General features: G+C 71.9%; 16 protein-coding genes. 6 read left to right on the top strand and 10 right to left on the bottom strand.

Annotation, left to right across the window (positions count from 1 at the left end; genetic code table 11):
• Positions 1-13: 13 nt before the first annotated feature.
• Positions 14-1,840, bottom strand: coding sequence for an acyl-CoA dehydrogenase (locus tag ACI2LY_RS24165; protein WP_404708996.1), 1,827 nt, complete (start codon positions 1,838-1,840; stop codon positions 14-16).
• A 169-nt stretch (positions 1,841-2,009) separates the two neighbouring features.
• Between ACI2LY_RS24165 and ACI2LY_RS24160 the strand changes: the two genes are divergently transcribed.
• The 3 genes from ACI2LY_RS24160 (at position 2,010) to ACI2LY_RS24150 (ending at position 4,797) form a co-directional block, all read left to right on the top strand.
• Positions 2,010-2,480, top strand: coding sequence for an SseB family protein (locus ACI2LY_RS24160; protein WP_393913196.1), 471 nt, complete (start codon positions 2,010-2,012; stop codon positions 2,478-2,480).
• A gap of 110 nt (positions 2,481-2,590) precedes the next feature.
• Positions 2,591-3,568, top strand: a complete 978-nt coding sequence (locus tag ACI2LY_RS24155; protein ID WP_404708995.1) for a pirin family protein — start codon at positions 2,591-2,593, stop codon at positions 3,566-3,568.
• A gap of 185 nt (positions 3,569-3,753) precedes the next feature.
• Positions 3,754-4,797, top strand: a complete 1,044-nt coding sequence (locus ACI2LY_RS24150; RefSeq protein ID WP_404708994.1) for an AI-2E family transporter — start codon at positions 3,754-3,756, stop codon at positions 4,795-4,797.
• Here ACI2LY_RS24150 and ACI2LY_RS24145 read toward each other — a convergent pair.
• Positions 4,794-6,974 (bottom strand): SpoIIE family protein phosphatase, encoded by a 2,181-nt coding sequence (locus ACI2LY_RS24145; RefSeq protein ID WP_404708993.1) that lies wholly within the window; start codon positions 6,972-6,974, stop codon positions 4,794-4,796. The genes ACI2LY_RS24150 and ACI2LY_RS24145 overlap by 4 nt on opposite strands.
• Positions 6,975-7,150: 176 nt before the next feature.
• Here ACI2LY_RS24145 and aspS point away from each other — a divergent pair, with 176 nt between their 5' ends.
• Entirely contained in the window at positions 7,151-8,914 is a 1,764-nt protein-coding gene (aspS, locus tag ACI2LY_RS24140; RefSeq protein WP_404708992.1) for an aspartate--tRNA ligase, read from the top strand.
• A 51-nt stretch (positions 8,915-8,965) separates the two neighbouring features.
• Here the strand turns inward: aspS and ACI2LY_RS24135 are convergent, their stop codons facing one another.
• The 6 genes from ACI2LY_RS24135 to ACI2LY_RS24110 form a co-directional block, all read right to left on the bottom strand.
• Positions 8,966-9,634: a hypothetical protein gene (locus tag ACI2LY_RS24135; RefSeq protein WP_404708991.1), complete on the bottom strand. Its 669-nt coding sequence runs from the start codon at positions 9,632-9,634 to the stop codon at positions 8,966-8,968.
• Positions 9,635-9,676: 42 nt separating this feature from the next.
• Positions 9,677-11,392, bottom strand: coding sequence for a methionine--tRNA ligase (gene metG, locus ACI2LY_RS24130; RefSeq protein WP_404708990.1), 1,716 nt, complete (start codon positions 11,390-11,392; stop codon positions 9,677-9,679).
• Between the two features lie 119 nt (positions 11,393-11,511).
• Entirely contained in the window at positions 11,512-13,536 is a 2,025-nt protein-coding gene (locus ACI2LY_RS24125) for a VWA domain-containing protein (protein ID WP_404708989.1), read from the bottom strand.
• A 71-nt stretch (positions 13,537-13,607) separates the two neighbouring features.
• Positions 13,608-15,545: an FUSC family protein gene (locus ACI2LY_RS24120; RefSeq protein WP_404708988.1), complete on the bottom strand. Its 1,938-nt coding sequence runs from the start codon at positions 15,543-15,545 to the stop codon at positions 13,608-13,610.
• Positions 15,546-15,615: 70 nt separating this feature from the next.
• Entirely contained in the window at positions 15,616-16,539 is a 924-nt protein-coding gene (locus tag ACI2LY_RS24115) for a hypothetical protein (RefSeq protein WP_404708987.1), read from the bottom strand.
• Between the two features lie 80 nt (positions 16,540-16,619).
• Positions 16,620-17,087: a hypothetical protein gene (locus ACI2LY_RS24110; RefSeq protein ID WP_404708986.1), complete on the bottom strand. Its 468-nt coding sequence runs from the start codon at positions 17,085-17,087 to the stop codon at positions 16,620-16,622.
• A 230-nt stretch (positions 17,088-17,317) separates the two neighbouring features.
• Between ACI2LY_RS24110 and ACI2LY_RS24105 the strand changes: the two genes are divergently transcribed.
• Positions 17,318-18,529: a PP2C family protein-serine/threonine phosphatase gene (locus tag ACI2LY_RS24105; protein WP_404708985.1), complete on the top strand. Its 1,212-nt coding sequence runs from the start codon at positions 17,318-17,320 to the stop codon at positions 18,527-18,529.
• Between the two features lie 77 nt (positions 18,530-18,606).
• On the top strand, positions 18,607-19,656 hold the full coding sequence (locus ACI2LY_RS24100; protein WP_404708984.1) for a hypothetical protein: 1,050 nt from the start codon (positions 18,607-18,609) through the stop codon (positions 19,654-19,656).
• A 2-nt stretch (positions 19,657-19,658) separates the two neighbouring features.
• On the opposite strand, the gene ACI2LY_RS24095 is transcribed toward ACI2LY_RS24100, so the two are convergent.
• Positions 19,659-20,330, bottom strand: coding sequence for a formylglycine-generating enzyme family protein (locus ACI2LY_RS24095; RefSeq protein WP_404708983.1), 672 nt, complete (start codon positions 20,328-20,330; stop codon positions 19,659-19,661).
• A gap of 43 nt (positions 20,331-20,373) precedes the next feature.
• On the bottom strand, positions 20,374-21,831 hold the full coding sequence (locus ACI2LY_RS24090; protein WP_404708982.1) for an LCP family protein: 1,458 nt from the start codon (positions 21,829-21,831) through the stop codon (positions 20,374-20,376).
• Positions 21,832-22,224: the final 393 nt, after the last annotated feature.

The following is a 22,224-nucleotide window of genomic DNA, read 5'->3' as shown; positions in this document are numbered from 1 at the left end:
GGAGGGGCGAGGACTAGAACGCGGCCTCGTCCAGCTCCATCAGGTCCAGGTCGACGTCGGCCGAGATCTTGCGGGCCAGGGTGACGCCGGGCAGGACGTTGGCCGCGAAGAACTTCGCCGCCGCGATCTTGCCGGTGTAGAACGCCTTGTCCTTCGCCGAGGCCGTCTCCAGCTTCTCGGCGGCAATGGCGGCACCGCGCAGCAGCAGGTAGCCGACGATCACGTCACCGGAGGCCAGCAGCAGGCGGGTGGTGTTGAGGCCCACCTTGTAGATGTTCTTGACGTCCTGCTCGGTGGCCGCGAGGTCGGTCAGCATCAGGCCGACGATCGCCTCCAGCTCCACGGCCGCCTTGGCCAGGTGCGCGCGGGCGCCCGAGAGCTCCTCGCCGCCGGTGGCCAGCGCGAGGAACTTCTTGATGTCCTCGGCGATGCCGTTCAGCGCGGCGCCCTGGTTGCGGACGATCTTCCGGAAGAAGAAGTCCTGGCCCTGGATCGCGGTGGTGCCCTCGTACAGGGTGTCGATCTTGGCGTCGCGGATGTACTGCTCGATCGGGTACTCCTGGAGGAACCCGGAGCCGCCGAAGGTCTGGAGCGACTGGGCGAGCTGCTCGTAGCCCTTCTCGGAGCCGTAGCCCTTCACGATCGGCAGGAGCAGGTCGTTCAGCGCGTGGTCGGCCGTGGCGTCCTCGCCGTTGGCCTCCTTGACCGCGATCGCGTCCTGGACGGAGGCGGTGTGCAGCACCAGGGCGCGCATGCCCTCCGCGTACGCCTTCTGCGTCATCAGCGAGCGGCGCACGTCGGGGTGGTGGGTGATGGTGACCTTGGGCGCCTTCTTGTCCATGAAGTTGGCGAGGTCGGGGCCCTGGACGCGCTCCTTGGCGTACTCCAGCGCGTTGAGGTAGCCGGTCGACAGGGTCGAGATGGCCTTCGTGCCGACCATCATGCGGGCGAACTCGATGATGCGGAACATCTGGCGGATGCCGTCGTGCTTGTCGCCGATCAGCCAGCCCTTGGCGGGGTGGCGGTCGCCGAAGGTCATCTCGCAGGTGTTGGACGCCTTGAGGCCCATCTTGTGCTCGACGTTGGTGGCGTAGACGCCGTTGCGCTCGCCCAGCTCGCCGGTCTCGCCGTCGAAGTGGTACTTCGGCACGAGGAAGAGGGAGAGGCCCTTGGTGCCGGGACCGGCGCCCTCGGGACGCGCCAGCACGTAGTGGAGGATGTTCTCCTCCATGTCGTGCTCACCGGAGGTGATGAAGCGCTTCACGCCCTCGATGTGCCAGGAGCCGTCCTCCTGCTGGACGGCCTTGGTGCGGCCCGCGCCCACGTCCGAACCGGCGTCCGGCTCGGTGAGGACCATGGTGGAGCCCCAGGTCTTCTCGACCGCGATCGAGGCCCACTTCTTCTGCTCCTCGGTGCCCTCCTCGAAGAGGATGCGCGCGAACGCCGGGCCGGAGGAGTACATCCAGATCGCCGGGTTGGCGCCGAGCACCAGCTCCGCGTACGCCCAGATCAGGGACGGCGGGGTGTTGGTGCCGCCGATCTCCTCGGGCAGGCCGAGCCGCCAGTACTCCGAGTCCATGAAAGCCTTGTAGCTCTTCTTGAAGGAGGCCGGGACCGGCGCGGTGTTGGTCTCGGGGTCGAAGACCGGCGGGTTGCGGTCGGCGTCCACGAAGGACTCCGCCAGCTCGTTCTCCGAGAGGCGGGTCAGCTCGGACAGGACGGACTTGGCGGTGTCGGTGTCCATCTCCTCGAACGGGCCGGTGCCGTAGAGCTTGTCGCGGCCGAGGACTTCGAAGAGGTTGAACTCGATGTCGCGGAGGTTGGACTTGTAGTGCCCCATGGTGACTCCATCACGGACTCGGCGAGGCACTGACTCCTCGCGACTGATCACGTACCAGCAAGTAGCTACGATGATGCTACCCGCCGGTAATAAGACGCAACCCCGCCGGGTGTGAGAAGGCTCTACCGCTCTCCTGACCCCGCCGCGCGGGCTCGGTACTCTTGCGCCCATGTACGGCTACGACCAGAACGCGGGCGCCCAGCAGCAGTACGTGCCGCCGCAGCAGCAGCCGGGTGGTGTCGGCGGGTACGGCCAGCAGCCGCCGCTCTACCCGGAGCCGTCCGCGCCCTCGCTGGCGGACGCGGTACGCGCCTTCACCACCGGGCAGCTGCCCGCCGAGGACTTCCAGCAGGTCTTCGCCACGTCCAAGGTGTACTGCCCGCGCGGTGACACCCCCGGCTTCCTCGCCCTGCACAACACCCAGCAGCCGGTGATCCCGATGTTCACCTCGCTGAAGGAGCTGCGCCGGTACGCGGGCAAGGAGTCCAAGTACTTCGTGATCACCGGCGCCGAGGTGATCGACCTGCTCCCCACCGGCTACGGCTTCGTGGTCGACATGGAGGGCGAGCACCGGATGGTGTTCGACGCCAAGGCGGTGGAGCAGATGGTCGAGTTCGCGATGCGCCGGATGTACGGCTAGTCACTGTTCGTCCGTCGGGGCCCGGAGGGAATTACCTCCGGGCCTCCTGTGTTGTGGCTGGCAGAAAGTTCAATGCTCAACTAAACTGGGTCCACAAGGAGGTACCGACCATGCCTGCAGTGACCGTCGAGAACCCGTTGACGCTGCCCCGTGTGACCGCGCCCGCCGACGCCGTGCCGCGTCCGGTGCTGACCGTGACGACCGCGCCGAGCGGCTTCGAGGGCGAGGGCTTCCCGGTGCGCCGCGCGTTCGCCGGGATCAACTACCGCCACCTCGACCCGTTCATCATGATGGACCAGATGGGCGAGGTGGAGTACGCGCCGGGCGAGCCCAAGGGCACCCCCTGGCACCCGCACCGCGGCTTCGAGACCGTCACCTACATCATCGACGGGATCTTCGACCACCAGGACTCCAACGGCGGTGGCGGCACCATCACCAACGGCGACACCCAGTGGATGACCGCGGGCTCGGGCCTGCTGCACATCGAGGCCCCGCCGGAGCACCTGGTCGTGTCGGGCGGTCTCTTCCACGGCCTCCAGCTGTGGGTGAACCTCCCCGCCAAGGACAAGATGATGGCGCCGCGCTACCAGGACATCCGCGGCGGCAGCGTCCAGCTGCTCACCACCCCCGACGGCGGCGCGCTGCTGCGCGTCATCGCCGGTGAGCTGGACGGACACGCGGGCCCCGGCATCACGCACACGCCGATCACGATGATCCACGCCACGGTGACACCGGGCGCCGAGATCACCCTGCCGTGGCGCGAGGACTTCAACGGCCTCGCCTACGTGCTCGCCGGGCGCGGCTCGGTGGGCGCGGAGCGCCGTCCGGTGCACACCGGGCAGACCGCGGTCTTCGGCTCCGGGGGCGCGCTGACCGTCCGCGCGGACGAGAAGCAGGACTCCCACACCCCGGACCTCGAGGTCGTCCTCCTCGGCGGACAGCCCATCCGTGAGCCCATGGCCCACTACGGCCCGTTCGTCATGAACACCAAGGACCAGCTCATGCAAGCCTTCGAGGACTTCCAGAAGGGCCGCCTGGGCACGGTCCCCGCGGTACACGGCATGACGGAGACCGGCCCGCAGGGCTGATACCGGGATGACGTGAGCCGGTGTTTCTCGCCCACCACTCGACCCACCGAGTCGGGTGGTGGGTGGGCATAGGCCGGGGGTCCAGGGGGCGGGAGCCCCCTGGGACAGCACCCAGGTACCGGTCCACTCACCCACCCGGCCCGCCCAGCAGGGCACCCGAACCCACGGCGTGCTCCGCTGGAAGCGTGCAGCTTCTCCCCGTACCCGTACGCCGCTTCGCCGCCTGGTGTGCCGTACTGCTGCTGGCCGCAGGGCTGGGCTGGGTCGGCATCCGGCTCTGCGGGGAGCTGCGCACCGCCGTCACCCCCGTACTGCTCGCCCTCCTCGGCACCGCCCTGCTGGGCCCGCTGTACCGCTGGCTGCTGAAGATGAAGCTGAACGCCAGCATCGCCGCCGCGCTGACCTGCGTCGCGGTCGTGGCGGTGGTCGGCGGGGCGGTCTACATCGTGGTCGCCGCCCTCGTGGACACCGGCGACGAGATCGTGGCCTCGCTGCGGGACGCCGCCAAGGCCATCGCCCGGCACTTCGGCGCCGCCGGTACCGGCCTGGACGACCTCGCGGGCAACGCCCGTCAACTACTGGGCAAGTTCGGCGGCACCGCCGTCTCCAACGTCATCAGCGGAGTCAGCGTCGTAGGCGAGTCCATCGCCATCGCCGTACTCGCCCTGCTGCTCGTCTTCTTCTTCCTGCGCGACTCCCAGCGCGCCCTGCGCTCCCTGCGCGGCTTCGCCCCGGCCGGTACCGCCGACGTCGTGGAGGCCATGGCCCGCCGGGCCTTCGAGGCGGTCGAGGGGTTCATGCGCGGGACGACGATCATCGCGCTCATCGACGCCGTCTGCATCACCGTCGGCCTGCTGATCCTGCGCGTGCCCGGCGCGGTGGGGCTGGGCGCGCTCGTCTTCGTCGCCGCCTACATCCCCTATCTCGGCGCCTTCCTCTCCGGCGCGGTCGCCGTCCTGGTCGCCCTCGCGGACCGGGGTTTCGTGATCGCGCTCTGGGCGCTCGGCGTGGTCCTCGCGGTCCAGGTGCTGGAGGGGCACGTACTCCAGCCGGCCATCCAGAGCCGCACCGTGCAGATGCACCCGGCGGTGGTGATGCTGACGATCACCGCCGGAGCCTCCGTCGCGGGCATCCTCGGCATGCTCCTCGCGGTCCCGCTGACCGCGGCCGTCTTCGGCGTCGTCCAGGAACTCCGCGAGCGCTACGGCACCCCGCACGAACAGCCTTAGCCGCCCCCCTCTCCCTCCGGACGCTCGTACAGCTCGAACCAGATGCTCTTGCCCTCGCCGCGCGGCTCGACCCCCCAGGCGTCGGCGAGCATCTCGATCAGCATCAGGCCGCGGCCGGAGGAGGCCAGTTCGCCGGGGCGGCGCTTGTGCGGGAGGTCGTCGCCGCCGTCGGTGACCTGGACGCGCAGCCGCCGGTCCCCGTGCTCGCCGAAGATCTCCGCGAGCAGCAGCGCGTCGTCGTCGGTGTGCACCAGCACATTGGTGATCATCTCGGAGATCAGCAGCACCGCCGCGTCCACCTGCTCGGCCGGGGCCCAGTCGTGCAGCAGCTCGCGCAGATGCTGGCGGGCCTCCGCGATCCGCTCCGGCTCGTCCTGCGCCACCGACAGCAGGGTGCTGCGCACCCGCGTCCGGGCCGTGGCCGCCGGGCCGTCGCTGAGCCCCCAGCTCTCCCCGGACCGGAACAGCAGGAGCAGCGCGATGTCGTCCTCGCGGCGGTCGGTCAGCGGGCCGGTGGTGTGGTGCGAGGAGGGCCCGTGCACCCCCTGCACCAGCGCGTCCGCGAGCCCCTCCAGACCGTTCTCGCGCTCCGACTCCTTGGCGCCGAACTGCTCCAGGATGGCGCGGAGGCGGCGCCAGCCGCTCTCCATGTCGTGGCCGCCGGTCTCGATCAGGCCGTCGGTGCACAGCATCATCGTCTCGCCGGGCTCCAGCGTGAACCGGGTCGTCGGATAGTCCCCGTCCGGGTCGACGCCCAGCGGCAGCCCGCCCGCCGTGGGCCGCAGCACCACCGTGCCGTCGGCCAGCCGGATCACCGGCTCCGGATGCCCGGCGCGGGCCACCTCCAGACGGCCGGTCGCCGGGTCGGCCTCCGCGTACAGACAGGTGGCGAAGCGAAGGTCGGTCAGCTGCTCGTCGTGCGTGATCCCGTGCAGGAAGCGGGAGGCGCGGGAGAGCACGGCGTCCGGGCGGTGCCCCTCGGCCGCGTACGCCCGCAGCGCGATCCGCAGCTGGCCCATCAGACCCGCCGCCCGTACGTCGTGCCCCTGCACGTCCCCGATGACCAGCGCGAACCGGCCGCCCTGGGCGGTGGTCGGGGACACCCCGCCGGGCAGCGGGATCATGTCGTACCAGTCGCCGCCGACCTGGAGGCCGCCGCCGGTCGGGATGTAGCGCGAGGCCACGTCCATGCCGGGGATCTCCGGGATCAGCGAGGGCAGCATGGAGCGCTGGAGCCCCTCCGACAGCTCCCGCTGGGTCTCCGCGTCGCCCGCCCGGGTCAGCGCCTGGGCCAGCATCCGCGCGACCGTGGTCAGCACCGCCCGCTCGTCCGGGGTGAACGCCACCCGGTCGCTGAACGCCGCCATCCACGCGCCCCGCGTCCGCCCGCCCAGCGTCAGCGGCAGGAACGCCCACGAGCAGCGCCCGAACCGCTCGGCCAGCGGCCAGGTGGTCGGATAGCGGTCCCGGTACTCGCCGGGGGTGGAGAGATAGACCGCCTGGCCGGTACGGACCACCTCGGCGGCCGGATAGTCCGTGGTCAGCGGCATCTGGGTGAAGGGGCCGTCGTCGCCGGGGAGGTAACCGTGGTGGCCGATGATCGTCAGCCGGTCGCCCTCCACACCGAACACCGCGAGCCCGTCCGGGGAGAAGCCCGGCATCGACAGCGTGGCCGCGACCCGCAGCACCTCCGCCGTCGACCGCGCCTCGGCCAGCGCCCGGCCCGCGTCCAGCAGGAACGCCTCGCGGGAGCGCCGCCAGTCCCCGGTGATCGCGCTGCGCGCCGAGGACGTGCCCGGCGCCGGCTCGATGACCTCCTGAAGAGTGCCGACCAGTTCGTACGCCCGCCGTTCCCGGTCGTAGGCGGGCTTGGAGCGGCTGCGCACCACCCGGACGGTGCGGCCGTCCGCGTCCACGACCCGGATGCGCACCTCGGCGAGCGTGCCGCGGGCCACGGCGAGCGGGATGACCCCGGTGATCTCGTGCCAGTCGGAGGGGTGCATCCGGGCGCGGGCCTGGTTCTCGGTGAGGGTGGTGGGGCGGGCGGGCAGCCCCAGCAGCCGCGCCGCCTCCGCGTCCACGGTGACCAGCTCCGTGGCCGTGTCCCACTGCCAGAGACCGGTGGCGAGGGACACGAGGACGTCCCCCACGGACGGCAGTGGCTCGCCTGTGCGCATTGCCCCACTTTAAGAAGCTCGTCCCCTCCCCTGCCACCGTAGATCGGCCGACGGTAATGGTGGGGAGGCGATCATGGCGTGCCCGGTACCCTTGATGGGTCCGGGCCCCGTGCCCGTTCTGGCCGGAGGAGAGCACACTTCCGGCGAAGAACCCCAACGAAGGACGATGAACGACGATGCATCGGTACAGGTCCCACACCTGCGGCCAGCTCCGCGCCTCCGACGTCGGTACCGACGTCCGGCTGAGTGGCTGGCTGCACAATCGGCGCGACCTGGGCGGCATCCTCTTCATCGATCTGCGTGACCACTACGGCATCACGCAGCTCGTCGCCCGTCCCGGCACCCCCGCGTACGAGGCGCTGGACTCCATCTCCAAGGAGTCCACGGTCCGGATCGACGGCCGCGTTGTTTCACGTGGAACCGAGAACGTGAACCCCGACCTGCCCACCGGTGAGATCGAGGTCGAGGTCGCGGAGGTCGAGCTGCTGGGCGCCGCCGCCCCGCTGCCCTTCACGATCAACGCCGAGGACGGGGTCAACGAGGAGCGGCGCCTGGAGTACCGCTTCCTGGACCTGCGCCGTGAGCGCATGCACCGCAACATCATGCTGCGCACCCAGGTCATTTCCTCGATCCGTTCGAAGATGAACACCCTCGGCTTCAACGAGCTGGCCACGCCGATCCTGACGGCCACCTCCCCCGAGGGCGCCCGCGACTTCGTCGTGCCGTCCCGGCTGCACGCGGGCCGCTTCTACGCCCTGCCGCAGGCGCCGCAGCAGTTCAAGCAGCTGCTGATGATCTCCGGCTTCGACCGGTACTTCCAGATCGCGCCCTGCTTCCGCGACGAGGACGCCCGCGCCGACCGTTCGCCGGGCGAGTTCTACCAGCTCGACGTCGAGATGAGCTTCGTCGAGCAGGAGGACGTCTTCCAGCCGATCGAGAAGCTGATGACGGAGCTGTTCACGGAGTTCGGCGGCGGCCGTCAGGTCACCTCCCCGTTCCCGCGCATCCCGTTCCGCGAGTCGATGCTGAAGTACGGGTCGGACAAGCCCGATCTGCGCGCGCAGCTCGAACTGGTCGACATCACCGACATCTTCGAGGGCTCGGAGTTCAAGGCGTTCGCGGGCAAGCACGTGCGTGCGCTGCCGGTGCCGGGCGTGCAGGACCAGTCCCGCAAGTTCTTCGACCAGCTCGGTGACTACGCCGTCTCGCAGGGCGCGAAGGGCCTGGCCTGGGTCCGCGTCGGCGAGGACGGCACGCTGTCCGGCCCGATCGCCAAGTTCCTCACCGAGGAGAACGTGGCGGAGCTGACCAAGCGGCTCTCGCTGGCCCCCGGCCACGCGGTGTTCTTCGGCGCGGGCGAGTTCGACGAGGTCTCCAAGATCATGGGCGCGGTCCGGGTCGAGACGGCCAAGCGCTCGGGTCACTTCGAGGAGGACGTCTTCCGGTTCTGCTGGATCGTCGACTTCCCGATGTACGAGAAGGACGAGGAGACCGGGAAGATCGACTTCTCGCACAACCCGTTCTCGATGCCGCAGGGCGGCATGGACGCGCTGGAGAACCAGGACCCGCTGGACATCCTGGCCTGGCAGTACGACATCGTCTGCAACGGCGTCGAGCTGTCCTCCGGCGCGATCCGGAACCACGAGCCCGAGATCATGCTCAAGGCGTTCGAGATCGCGGGCTACGACCGTGACACCACGGAGCGCGAGTTCGCGGGCATGCTGCGCGCGCTGCGCTTCGGCGCCCCGCCGCACGGTGGCATCGCCCCCGGCGTGGACCGCATCGTCATGCTCCTCGCCGACGAGCCGAACATCCGCGAGACCATCGCCTTCCCGCTCAACGGCAACGCCCAGGACCTCATGATGGGCGCCCCCACCGAGCTGGACGAGTCCCGCCTGCGCGAGCTGCACCTGAACATCAGGAAGCCGCAGCCGAAGTAAGTCAGCGGTACGTACGAGAAGGCCCGGCTCCTCGAGGGAGCCGGGCCTTCTCTATTCCGGTTCGGCGCCGTCCTCCAGCAGCCGCTCACCGATGTCGTCGGACCAGTGCTGGGCCCAGGCGCGCAGCGGGCCCACCTCTTCACGGGTAAGCCCGTAACGGCGGAACTCGAAGTCGGAGTAGAAGTCCGTGCCGGTCAGGCGGGACTGAAGGGTGGGCAGGTCGAAGACGTCGTAGGCGTGCCGACGGCCCAGCTCCTCCAGCTCCGGCAGCGAGAACCGCTCGGCCGCGGCCCGCGCGTCGACCAGATCAACGGCCGCTCCCCGGTCGTACAGCGCCCGGATCTTCGTCCCGACGGCGTCCGCGAGCGAGAGAGCGGGCCCGTACACGGTCAGCTCGGACGGCTGCCAGAAGGCTTCCTTGTGCAGCGCGAGATCGACGTCCTCCCCGCTCCGCGGATCACCGACGACGAGTTGAGCGGTGAGCGCGCCGACGGCACCGGTCCGCACCGTCCGCCCCCGCGCCTCCAGCGCCCCGCCGAGCCCCCGGGCGATGCGCTCCATCGCCTCGGGACTCTCCGTGGCGAAGTCGAGATTCCCATGCCCCCGCCCCACCACCCCGTGCGCCTCCAGCGCATACCCCCCAGCGAGCACGAGCCCATACGGACTCCCCGCACTGACGACATCGCCCAAGAGGCGCTGATGGGACCCAAGGATGCTCACGGCACCCGTACTCTGCCAGACCGAACCAGGTCGGACCGACTCTCAGGCGTCCGTGCCGCCGAAGCGTTCCTTGTACGTCTCCAGGTCTTCGTCCGTGAGCTTGGCGAAGAGGACCGGGGGGACGGTGAAGGGGATGCCCGGCTGGAGGGTGGTGAGGGTGCGGGCTTCTTCCGGGGTGATCCAGGTGGCGGTGTCGTCCGGGAGGGAGAACGCCGCTCGCATTGCTGCCGAGGAGGACGGGATGAAGGGTTCGGAGACGACCGCGTAGAGGTGGATCAGGTTCATCGCGGTGCGGAGGGTGAGGGCCGCCGCGTCCTTGTCGGTCTTGATCTCCAGCCAGGGGGCCTTCTCCTCCAGGTAGGAGTTTCCGGCCGACCACAGGGCGCGCAGGGCGGAGGCCGCCTTGCGGAACTGGAGCGCCTCCATCTGGGTCTCGTACTCCGCCAGCAGCGAGGCGATCTCCTCGCCGAGGCGCGTCTCCGCCTCGCCGGGCTCGCCGCCCGCCGGGACCTCGTCGCCGAAGCGCTTGCGGGAGAAGGAGAGGACGCGGTTGACGAAGTTGCCCAGCGTGTCCGCCAGGTCCTTGTTGACCGTGGCCGTGAAGTGCTCCCAGGTGAACGACGAGTCGTCCGACTCGGGGGCGTTGGCGATCAGGAAGTAGCGCCAGTAGTCCGCGGGCAGGATGTCCAGGGCCTGGTCGGTGAAGACGCCCCGCTTCTGCGAGGTGGAGAACTTGCCGCCGTAGTACGTCAGCCAGTTGAACGCCTTGACGTAGTCGACCTTCTTCCACGGCTCCCGCACACCCAGCTCGGTCGCCGGGAACATCACCGTGTGGAACGGGACGTTGTCCTTCGCCATGAACTGGGTGTAGCGGACGGTGTCGTCCGCCTCGTACCACCAGGACTTCCAGTCCCGGTCCGCCGGGTTCTGGTCCGCCCACTCCTTCGTCGCTCCGATGTACTCCACCGGCGCGTCGAACCAGACGTAGAAGACCTTGCCCTCGGCGGCCAGCTCCGGCCAGGTGTCGGCCGGGACCGGCACGCCCCAGTCCAGGTCACGGGTGATCGCGCGGTCGTGCAGGCCCTCGGTCAGCCACTTGCGGGCGATGGAGGACGCCAGCTGCGGCCAGTCCTGCTCGTGCCGGGCCACCCACTCCTCGACCTCGTGCTGCAGCTTGGACTGGAGGAGGAAGAGGTGCTTGGTCTCGCGCACCTCCAGGTCCGTGGAGCCGGAGATCGCGCTGCGCGGCTCGATCAGGTCGGTCGGGTCCAGCACGCGGGTGCAGTTCTCGCACTGGTCGCCGCGGGCCTTGTCGTAGCCGCAGTGCGGGCAGGTGCCCTCGACATAGCGGTCCGGGAGGAAGCGGCCGTCGGTGGGCGAGTAGACCTGGCGGATCGCCCGCTCCTCGATGAAGCCGTTCTCGTTCAGCTTCCGGGCGAAGTGCTGGGTGATGTCGCGGTTCTCGGCGGAGGAGCTGCGGCCGAAGTAGTCGAAGGCCAGCGCGAAGCCGTCGTACACCGCCTTCTGCGCGTCGTGCGCCTGCGCGCAGAACTCGTCCACCGGCAGGCCCCGCTCCTTCGCGGCCAGCTCGGCGGGGGTGCCGTGCTCGTCGGTCGCGCAGATGTACAGGACGTCGTGGCCGCGCTGGCGGAGGTACCGGGAGTACACGTCCGCCGGGAGCATGGACCCCACCATGTTGCCCAGGTGCTTGATCCCGTTGATGTACGGAAGGGCGCTGGTGATGAGGTGTCGAGCCATCGGGGGCTGCTCCCAGGTCGCTACGGGTACGAACCTTGAAATCGTAGCCGACGTGTGTATGCCGCCCGCCTCCCGTTTTACGGGGTGGGACGCGGGCGGCATCGGGGATGGGACGGGGGTTACGGGCGCCAGGTGGCGAGTACGCCCTCGTAGAGCTCGGTGTCCGTCAGCTCGCGGGGGGTCGGGCCCGCGTGGAAGAAGGACGTGTTGTCCGACTTGAGCTTGCGGAGGTAGTCGAACGCCTTGTTGTCCAGGTCACCGAAGGCGACGAAGGAGAAGAAGACCTTGGGGTGGGTCTTCGCGGCGTTCGTGAGGGCCTGGGTGGCGGGGGTCTTGGCGTCGGGGGCGCCGTCCGTCTGGAACACGACCAGGACGTCGTCCTCGGGGGTGTGGTGCTTGTCGTGGTGGGCGAGTACGGCTTCCACGGCGGCGTGGTAGCTGGTGCGGCCCATGCGGCCCAGCGACGCGTGCGTCTCGTCGATCTTGGTGGTGTGGTCCTCGGTGAGGGTGAGGTCCGTCGTGCCGTCGACCTCGGTGGAGAAGAAGACGACGTGGACGGTCGGGTCCTTGTCCAGGTGGGCCGCGAGGGCGAGGGTCTGGTCGGCCAGGGCCTGGGCGGAGCCGTCCTTGTAGTACGGGCGCATGCTCGCGGAGCGGTCGAGTACGAGGTAGAGCTTCGCTGCTTGGGTGGTGAGGTTGGTCTTGGTGAGGGTTGCTGCTGCGGCGGTGTGGGCGGTGGTGAGGGAGGGGGTTGCGGTGAGCGGCTCGGCCTCGGCCTCGGCCTCGGCTTCGCCCTCGGCCTCGGTCGTGTTCCCACCCGCACCACCCGTGCGGGATGCGTTGTCGGGTGCGGGTGCCGCCTGCGGGGGTGCGGGGGCGTCGGCGGCCTCGGGGGTGGGGGTGGTGGCGGCCTTCGCCTCCGGCTCGGCCTTCGCCTCCGGCTCGGCCTTCGCCTCCGGCTTGGGCTCAGGCTCCGGCTTGGGCTCAGGCTCGACCTTCGCCTCGGGCTCGACCTTCGCCTCGGGCTTGGCCTCGACCTTCGCCTCGGCATCCAGCTCGGGGCTCGCCTCGGCCTTCGGCTTGGCGTCGGCGACCGGTTCGGGCTTCGGCTCGGGCTTTGCCTCGGGCTCGGTGGGGGCCTTCGCCTTGGGCTCGGCCGTCGGCTTCGGCTCGACCTCCGCCTTCGGCTTGGCGTCGATGTCCGGCTCGGGCTCTGCGGGGGTCTTTGCCTCGGCCTTCGGCTTGGCTTCGGTGCCCGCGTCGGCGGCCGTGGTGGTTTCGGGCTCCGGTGTGGGCTTCGCCTCGACCTCGGCCTCCGCTGCCGGGGTGGGCTCCGCTGTCTCCGGTTCCGTCAGGGCGTCGGCGGGCGGTTCCGTGGACTGCTCGGGGATCGCCGGCTGGTCGTGCTCCGCCTCGGCCTCCGCTAGGGGCTCGGTGCGCTGCTGGGGGACCACGACCTCCGGGTCCGCGTCGATGATGGCGGGCTCCATCATCAGGGGCTCGATCTCCGGGGCCGCCGTGGCCAGGGGGTCCGGCTCCGCAGCTTTCTCCTCCGGAGCCTCGGCCGTCTCGGCCTCCGCCTTGTCCTGCGGGGCCTCGGGCTCCGCGGCGACCGGAGCTTCCGCTGTGGGCGCGGTCTCCGTCTCCGCCGTGGCGGGGGCTTCCGGCGCGGGCGCGGACTTCGGCGCTGCCGTCTCCGACGCGGTCGCGGTGTCCGCCGACTCCACCGACGCCGGGGTCTCCGACGCGGGCGCGGTCTTCGGCTCCGGCGTCTCCGTCTCGCTCGGGGCTTCCGGCGCGGCCGGGGTCTCCGTCTCAGGCGACGTCGGCGCGGGCGCGGTCTCCGCCTTCGGCGCCGCCGTCTCCGGCGCGGTGGCGTCATCCGCCTCCGGCGCTGCCGTGCCGTCCGCCTTCGGTGACTTCACCTCGGCCGGGGTCTCCGGTGCGGACCCGGTGTCCGTCTTCGGCGGCTCCGAACCCTCCCGTACAGCCCCCTGTGCCGGGACCCGTGGGGTGTCGAATGCCGCTGTTACCAGGTCGTGTTCCTGGCGGGGGGTCGGGAGTTGGTCCGCAGTCTCCGCGTCGTCGGGACGCCCTTTGCGTCCTCGGCCGAACGCGTTCCGCAGGAGACTGAGAATGCCCATGTGCGCACCCCTTCGCGTGAGTTGTCGCCGTAGATCCCTGGCCAGGACGGCCACGTTAGGTTAGCGGCCCGTCAGTGTGGTGTGGCGATGGCTCTCGCGGCCGCCACTTCTTGTCGTACCGGTTCCAGCACGCTGCCCGCCGGGCCGGTGAGGTGGGTGGGGACGGCGGTGAGGGTGTCGGCCTCGCGGACGCCCTCCGCCAATTCACCGAGTTGGAGCATTACTTGACGCACTTCCGCCGGGGACGGAGGGGGTGCGCCGTGGTGGACGCGGACGCGGGCCGCTGTCGTCGCGTCGACGATCCGTTCCACGGCGACCACCAGCGGCCACCATGCCGCGGCGCGCCGTCCGGTGGGCGGCGGTTCGGTCAGCGCGCGCTGGAATTCCGTCCGGATGGTGGACAGGTCGCGGTAGAGGCGGCGGCGCATCCGGGTGCGGTGGGCGGGGTCCGGGTGCGGGTCGGTGCCGAACGCTGTGCCTACGTACGTCGCCGTGTCCTCGACCGCGTCCGCGAGCCGGTCGCCGACGCGGGTGTGCCAGCTCTCCGGCCAGAGGAGGTAGCCCGCGACCAGGGCGATCGCGCAGCCCATCAGGGAGTCCAGCAGTCGGGGCAGCAGCAGGCCGGTGCCCTGGCGGTTGAGGATGTCGGAGAGCAGGAGGATCACCGGGGTGATGGCGGCCGTTTGGAAGCCGTAGCCGCGCGGGGTGAGCGCCGGGACGAGCGGCGCGAGCAGCAGCATCACCGGGACGTCCCACCAGCCGATCGGCACCTCCGCAAGGACCGCCGCCGCGATCACCAGCCCCACCACCGTGCCGAGCGCGCGCAGCAGGGCGCGGGAGAAGACCGAGCCGAAGTCGGGCTTGAGGACGAAGGTGATGGTCAGCGCGACCCAGTAGGACCGGGGGACCGCCACGAGGGAGACGAGGGCCTGCGCGATGCCGATGCAGACGGCGAGGCGGAGCCCGTAGCGCCAGGAGCCCGCGGACAGCATCGCGTCCCGGGCGGTGCGGGCGATGCGGAGGTGGAGGGCGACGGTGCGTTCGTCGATGCCGCGTGGGTCCACCGAGGGCGAGGTGACCACCTCGGCGAGGTGCCGCAGGGCGTGGTCGACGGCGCGTTCGGTCTCGGTGAGGGCGAGGGGGAGTCTCGCCAGCCGCAGGCCCGCCGTGTCGCCGGTCTCGACGGCGCGGGCCAGCTCGCGCACCGCCTCGGGGATCTGCGGGGGCAGCGGGCGGCCGGTGAGATGGACGGCGGGGGCGGCCTCGACGACCGGGGTGATGGCGTTCAACTGGGCCAGGAGGCGCGTGAGTTCCTCGCTGCGGCCGTGGTGACGGGCGCGGTGGCCGAGGATCAGGTCGTACGCCTGGTTCAGTGAGCGGGTGACGTCGAAGCGGGCGCCGATGTAGCGGTCGTCGTCGCAGGCGTCGTCCAGCAGGTCGGCCACCCTGCGGTAGGCGCCCGCCACCGACGCCCGCTCGGGCACCCCGGCCCGCAGCGGCCACGCCAGCAGGGCGAGGGCCAGCACCAGCAGGCCGCCCCCGGTCATCAGCAGCGGCGCCAGCCACCAGGGGTGGGGCAGCGGGAGCCCGGCCCCGACCACGCAGTTGAGCAGGAGCAGCAGCCCCGACACGGAGGCCACCGCGCCGATGGTCGAGATCATCCCGGAGACCAGCGCGACCCCGGTGACCACGGCGACGGCGTACCAGCCCTGCCCGAAGACCAGCTGGCCGAGGATGACGCCGACGGCGCCGGTGAGCTGGGGGACGGCGATGGTGATGACGCGCATCCGGTAGGCGTCGGCGGTGTCGCCGATGACACCGTTCAGGGCGCCCATGGAGGCGAGCGCGCCGAGCGCGGGCCGTCCGGTTGCGAACCCGATCGCGAGCGGCAGCGCCATCGCGACGGAGGCTCGCGCGACCGCGGCCCAGTTGACGGGTGCCTGCTGCGGGCGGAAGTTCCGGACCAGCCAGTCGGGCGGGGTGAGGCCGATGGGGAACTCTCGGGGCATGCGCCCATTATGTCCGGTCCGGGGGTGCCCACCCTCAACCGGCCCGCCCGGCCGAACGGTTGGCCGCCCCTCAGACCCGGGCGCTTGTCCGGGTAGGTGACCCGGCCGACTTCCCGCCTCCCGCTCCCCGGCGCCGGGCGGAGCGCCGCCGGGTCAGCCACGCCGTCAGCGCCACCGCCAGGCCCAGCACCAACAGCAGCCAGGAGACGGTGCGCAGCCCGGAGGTGAGGGCGTCGTAGACCGCGCCCGCGACCGGGTGCGGCACGTCGGCCGGGAGGTCGGCCAGGGTGAGGGCGCGGCCCGCGGTGAGGGCGAGGCCGAGCAGGGCGCCGCCCAGGGCGGTGCCCAGCGCGGTGGCGACCACCGCGCGGCGGCGGCGCACGGCCAGCGCGATCCCGGCGGCGGCGAACACGACGGCTGCCACCGGCAGCCACAGACCGGCGACTTCGAGCATGTGGAATCCCTTGCGGTACCGGGTCAGCTCGCCCGCCGGGAGCACCGGCACCTCGGTGTGGCGGACCGGGATGCGGGCGGCGAGCGGTATGTGGTCCTCGGTGAGCTGCGCCTTGACCTGGGCGGTGACCGGGGCCAGGTCGACGGTGACCGCGCGGGGGGCGCCGCCCGTCGGGGCGTCCTCGCGCAGCGCGCGCAGCACCGCGTCGTGGGTGACCCGGTTGCCGGTGTCCCAGGCGAGCCGGAAGGCGCGGGTGTGGGTGAAGGAGCGCACCGCGTCCCGGACGAAGGGGCCCACCGACCCGTGTACGGGGGTCATGTCCGCGCGCTGGTCCACCGCGCGCAGGATGCCGTCGCCGACCGTCTCCGCGACGGCGTCCCGCACGGCCGGGTCGGCGGCGAGCGGTGCCATCGTGGTGACGTACCGGCCCGTGTCGGTCAGCGTGTACGCCGCCCAGGCCGCCAGCGCGCCGAAGGGCACGAGGAGGCAGGACAGGGCGATCAGCACGGCCGACAGGGCACTCCTGAGGCGGGGGTGCACCCCTCCAGGCAAGTCCCGGCGGCCGTGCGGCGCGAGCGGTGGTGGTGCGTTCGGGGGACGGGCCTCCCTCAGCGCACGCGTCAGTGCACGCGGTGTCCGACGCCGTCCTCGCGGGTGTAGAAGCGGTAGAAGCACACGATGAACGTCACCGCTGCCACCAGCAGCGGGATGCCCACCGAGCGGACCAGGGAGGCGCCCGCCTGGTTGTAGAGGAAGCCGAAGGACACGCCGATGAACACCGCCCACAGCAGGGCGTGCAGTTCGCGGCGCAGCCGGGGCGCGACGGTCAGCACGGCGAAGAACACGACCGCGAAGACCAGCGCGGTGAGGAACCCGAAGAGCAGGTTCCAGCCGGTGACGGGGCCGCCGCCGCGCCGGTTGGCAGCCGCCCAGTAGCCGTAGACCAGCGCCAGCAGCACCGGTACCGCGACCCTGGCCATGCGGTGGGTGCGGGCGTCGAAGATGTCGGGGGGCAGGTTGATCGTGGCCGGGGCGTCCTTGCGGCCGCCTCGGGGCAGCGCGCCGGGCGCGGGTGCCGCGTGAGCCATGAGAGCGCTCCTCTCTTCTCGGCGTCTCGCCGCTTCGGGCCGTCGCCGGCCCCGCCTTCCAGGGCACACCTGCGGCGACGGCCCGGCAACTCGGCCGGGTGGGTGACGGGGCCCGGATGCGGCCGGGATCGGTCCGTGTTCCTCTGGTTCCCCTGGAGGTTCCTCTGGTTCCCCTGGAGGTGTCCGAGGACGGCGGCCCGCCGCGACCTTCGCGCGGTCTCGGGACGGAGATGGGGCTCGTGACCGAGATGGAGTACCGGGGCCGCCGCGAACAGCGGCGGATCTTCGGCCGGGGCGCGGCCTGGCTGGTGCCGCTGGTGCTGCTGGCGGCCATCGTGCTGGTGGACTTCCGGACCGGGGAGAAGTTCCGCGTCGTCTCCTGGATCATCCTGGTGCCGAGCATCGCCGCCGCGATCTGCGGGGTCGGCGCGACCATCACGTTCGCCCTGCTGTCCCTCGTCACCTACCTCGCCGTGGACACCGCCTTCCCCGAGCGGTACCGGGCGGGCACCGCCGACTTCGTGCTGCTGGCGTTCGGCGGCGCGCTCGCGGTGATCGCGTCCGTGGTGCGGGTGCGCCGGGAGCGGCAGGGCCTGCACATGAGGGACATCGCCGAGACCACCCGCCGTACGGTGCTGCGCCCGCTGCCGCCGAACTGGGCCGGTCTGGAGCACGCGGGCGTGTATCTGGCCGCCGACGTGGACGCGCGGGTGGGCGGCGACTTCTACGACATCCAGCCCAGCCCGCACGGCACCCGGGTGCTGCTGGGGGACGTGCAGGGCAAGGGGCTCGGCGCGGTGGAGACGGCGGCCGCGCTGCTCGGCACCTTCCGGGAGGCGGCCTACCACGAGCCCGACCTGGAGACCGTCGCCGACCGGCTGGAGGTGCGGATGTGCCGCCACCGGGGCCACACCGCCGCGCTCGGCCAGTACGACGGGGACCGGTTCGCCACCGCGTTGCTGCTCGGTTTCCCCGAGGACGCCCCGGACGTGGTCGAGATGATCAACTTCGGGCACGATCCGCCGCTCGCCGTGGGCCCGCGCGGGGTGCGCCCGCTGCCCGGCGGGGAGCGGCTGCCGATCGGCTTCGGCGACCTCACGGCGGACCTGGCACCCGGCGGGGAGGAGGCGGAGCCCGCCTGCCGGGAGCGGCTGGGGCGGGACGAGACGCTGCTGATGGTGACGGACGGTGTGACCGAGGCCCGCGACCGCGCCGGTGAGTTCTACCCGCTGCTGCTCGACGTGTCGCGGGCGGTGGCCGCCGACCCCGGGCGGGCCGCGCCCCGGCGGCTGGTGCGCCGGGTCCGCGAGGGGGTGCTGCGGCACACCCGCGGTCGCCTCGGCGACGACACCACCGTCTTCGCCGTACGGCGGCTGCCGGAGCCCGGGGCGGCGCCCGCACCCGAGCCCGCGTCCACGACCGGGCGACCTTCGCCGTCCTGAGCCCCGCACGGCCGTCCCCGGAGTTACGGTGCTGACCTGCCCGGAGATCCTGTCCGGCGAACCTTGGGGGAGGCGCGATGCCCGGAACCGTGCTGCTGCTCGCGGCCGCGCCGCTGGGCCGTGGCCGCCTGGTGGACGCGGCGTCCGTGCTGCCGGTGCTGGGCGCCGTCGCGCCGTCCGTACTGGCGGGCACCGACACCGCGCACGTGGTCGAACTCGCCGACCCCGTCGACCCGCAGGGCGTGCTGACCCGGCTGCGCGCGGCCGCCGCCGCGTCCGGCCCGCTGACGGTGTACGTCACCGGGCAGCTGCTGCTGGACCGGCGCCAGCGGCTGCCCCATCTCGCGCTGGCCCGCACCACCCCGGCCACCGCCCGCTACACCGCGCTGCCCTGGCACTGGCTCAGGGACGAGCTGCGGCTGCGCCCGGTCGGCACCACGCAGCTGCTGCTGGACCTGCACGCGGACGCCGAGACCTGGGCGGACCTGGCCGGACGGCCGCTGGACTCGGGCCGTACGGCGGTCGTGCACGGCCGGATCGCGCCGCCGCCGGGGTGGCGCAGGATCGCGGAGCCGACGTACATGCGGGCGGTGGCGGTGCTGCTGCGGGGCGGGCAGCGGCCGCCGCTCGCCGAGCTGCACCGGCGGGCGCTGGACCGGATCGCGGGCGAGCTGCCGTCGAACCTGGTGCTCACCGCGCCCGACGCCGGTGATCCGCACGCCGCGCTGAGCGCCGCCGTGCGGGCCGGGCGGCACGCCGAGGCCGACCGGCTGGCCGCCCGGCACCAGGAGGCGGCGGTACGCGAGCACGGTCCCGCCTCCGAGGACGCCCTGCACTGGGCGGAGGTCCGGGCCGACCTGGCGATGTTCGCGGGCGACCCGGTGCGCAGCTGCCGCGCCTGGCTGGGCGTGGCCGGGTTCCGCCTGGCCTCGGGCCACGCCCCGGACGCCCCTGCCGTGGAGTCCGCCGCCGACCGCGCCCACCACCAGTGGGGCCGTATCGAGGACCCGGAGCGGGCTCGCGAACTTGGCGTGCGGCTGGTGGAGTTGAGGCTGCGGGTGCCGGGGAGCCGGGAGGGTGCCCTGGGCGATGTGCGGGCCCGGCTGGAGCAGCTCGGGTCCGGCTGACGTCAGGTGCCGGAGCGTGCGACGCGGAACCCCACGTCGTCGACCTGGAAGGTGGGGTGGCTGCGGCGCCGGGCCGAGGCGCGGCAGCTCCAGTGCTCGTCGAACCAGCCGCCGCCGCGGAGCACCCGGTAACCGCCGTAGACCTCGGCGTCGTAGACGTCCCAGCACCAGTCCCAGACGTTGCCGAGCATGTCGTACAGGCCCCAGGCGTTGGGGCGCTTCTCCCCCACCTGGTGGACGCGTTCGCCCGAGTTGCCGCGGTACCAGGCGATCTCCTCGAGGTCCCCGTACCGCGGGCCGGGGGTGCCCGCCCGGCAGGCGTGCTCCCACTCGGCCTCGCTGGGCAGGCGGTATCCGTCGGCGGAGCGGTCCCACTCGACGTCCTCGGTGTCGTCGGTGAGGCGGTACGCGGGGGTCAGGCCGTCGCGCAGGGACAGCGCGTTGCAGAACCGCACCGCGTCCCACCAGGAGACGCTTTCGACGGGCAGTCGGCTCCCGACGGAGGTGCTGGGCCGTCGGCCGGTGACCCGCGCGTACAGCGTCTGGGTGACCGGACAGGCCGCGAGCCGGTAGGGCTGGAGCTCGACCGGCCAGCTGCGCTGGGTCCGCCGGTCCGACAGCGTCACCCTGCCGGGTGGGATGTCGACCATCTCGTGTCCCGTGAGCACGTCCATGAGCAGGGGATCGTAGCGAGATCCGGGCCGGGCGGCCGGTGTTTCACCAGGTGTAGCCCTCCTGGATCTTCATGCAGGCGTCGGTCTTGGCGCCGCCGAGGACGGCCGCCGACTTCGGGACCTCGCGCTTGGCCGGCTCCGGGAAGCGGTCGCCGGAGGGCCAGTCGGCGCCGACGACGAGGGTCACGTCCCGCGCGTCGTCCACCTCGCGGACCCGGGCGGCGGGGATGTCCAGCGCCTCGGCGACGGCCAGGGCGTCACCCCGCAGGGTGGTGCCGGAGTAGAGGACGGAGGTGCCGGGCTCGGTGGCGGCCGCCCGGTCGGTGGTGGCCCGGGTGAAGCCGCGGTCGCGCAGCAGCCCGGCGACGGCCCCGGCGCGGTCGGGCGCGGGGGACTCCAGGCCCGCTCCGGTGCCGCCCTGGACCCGGACGGTGATCTCGGCGGCGGGCGCGGCCGGGTCGGTCTCCTTCGGCTTCGGCTTCCCGGTGTCGCGGCCGTCCAGCGCGACGTCGTCGCGGACCATGGAGACGAGCTTGTCGGCGTCCTCGGCGGCGGGCACCAGGCGGTTGTTGTCCTGCGCCCAGGGGGTGGTGGGCAGCGTGGTCATGGTGATCCGCTCGGTGGGCACCTTCTGGAGCTCCGTCGTCAGGTCGTACAGCTTCTTGACCGTGCCGAGCCCGTCGTCGACGGTGAGCGCGCTCGTCGCCGCCTCCGCGAGCCTGCGCATCTCGGCCGGGTTGCCGAGGGTGGCGTCGGCGCGCAGCTGGCGGACCATCGAGTTCATGTACATGTGCTGGGCGTGGGTGCGGCCGACGTCGGTGCCGTCCTCGAAGCCGTAGCGGGTGCGCAGCCACTGCAGGGCCTGCTTGCCCTTGACCGGGGTGGTGCCCGCCTTCAGCTTGAGCCCGGAGCCGTGGCCGTTCGCGGTGTGCGAGTAGACGTTCTGCTCCACGCAGACCGGGACGCCCCCGATGGCATCGGCCATGGCGACCACCCCGGAGAAGTCGACCATCATGAAGTGGTCGACGGGGATGCCGGTGAGCCGCATCCAGGTGGCGACCGTGCAGCCGGGGCCGCCCCGGCCGAGCGACTCGTTCGCCATCGCCAGGCTCAGCTCCGGGTACACCTTCTTGGTGACGGGGTCGGTGCACTTCGGGATCGGGATCATGGTGTCGCGGGGCAGGCTGATCACCGACATGTCGTTCCGGTCCGCCGACACATGCAGCAGCATCTGCACGTCGGCCAGCGGCGGGCGCCCCACATCGCCTCTGGACCCGCCGAGTTCGAGGTCGTCGGCGGTGTTCCGGCTGTCCGAGCCGATCAGCAGGATGTTCAGCGGGGTACGGCCCGCCGCGTCCGGGGTGGCCGAGGGGTTCGGGCTGTCGCCGAGGTTGAGCGGGGCCTTGGCGAGGTTGCCGTTGAGATGCCGGTAGTAGAGGTACCCGGCGGTGGCGGTGCCGAGCAGGAGCAGGGCCAGGGCGAGCGCGGTCCAGCGCAGCACGCGCGACGCCCGTCTCCTGGGTGGCCGTGTGGTTTCGGCCGTGCTGTCCGGTGTCCCGGTGTCCTTCGCGCGCAGGCTGCTACCCGTCATCCCCCGTGCCTTCCGCCCCTGGCCCCGACCCCGGCCACCGAAAACAGCTCCCCGTTCAGCGGCCGGGCGGTGCGCGCGAGGGCGTGGGCCTGGCCGGATCGCGCTCACCCTAATGGCGTGGTCCACTGTCAACTGTTGACGGTGAGATATTCCACACCCGTACAACCGGTCTATTGAGGGGGTTTGGGGCGATCGGCGCCCCGGCTTGGGGTGGGTTTTACCCGTGCTTGTTCTGGAAACCCCCTTGCGCGCATGGGTTGTTGGTGGTTGCGCGGTGCGTGCCGGGCCCGGCGGGTGTCGTCC

This window comes from Streptomyces sp. NPDC002176, from assembly GCF_044903645.1.
GTDB lineage: Bacteria > Actinomycetota > Actinomycetes > Streptomycetales > Streptomycetaceae > Streptomyces.
This window is presented reverse-complemented; position numbering and strand designations above follow the sequence as displayed.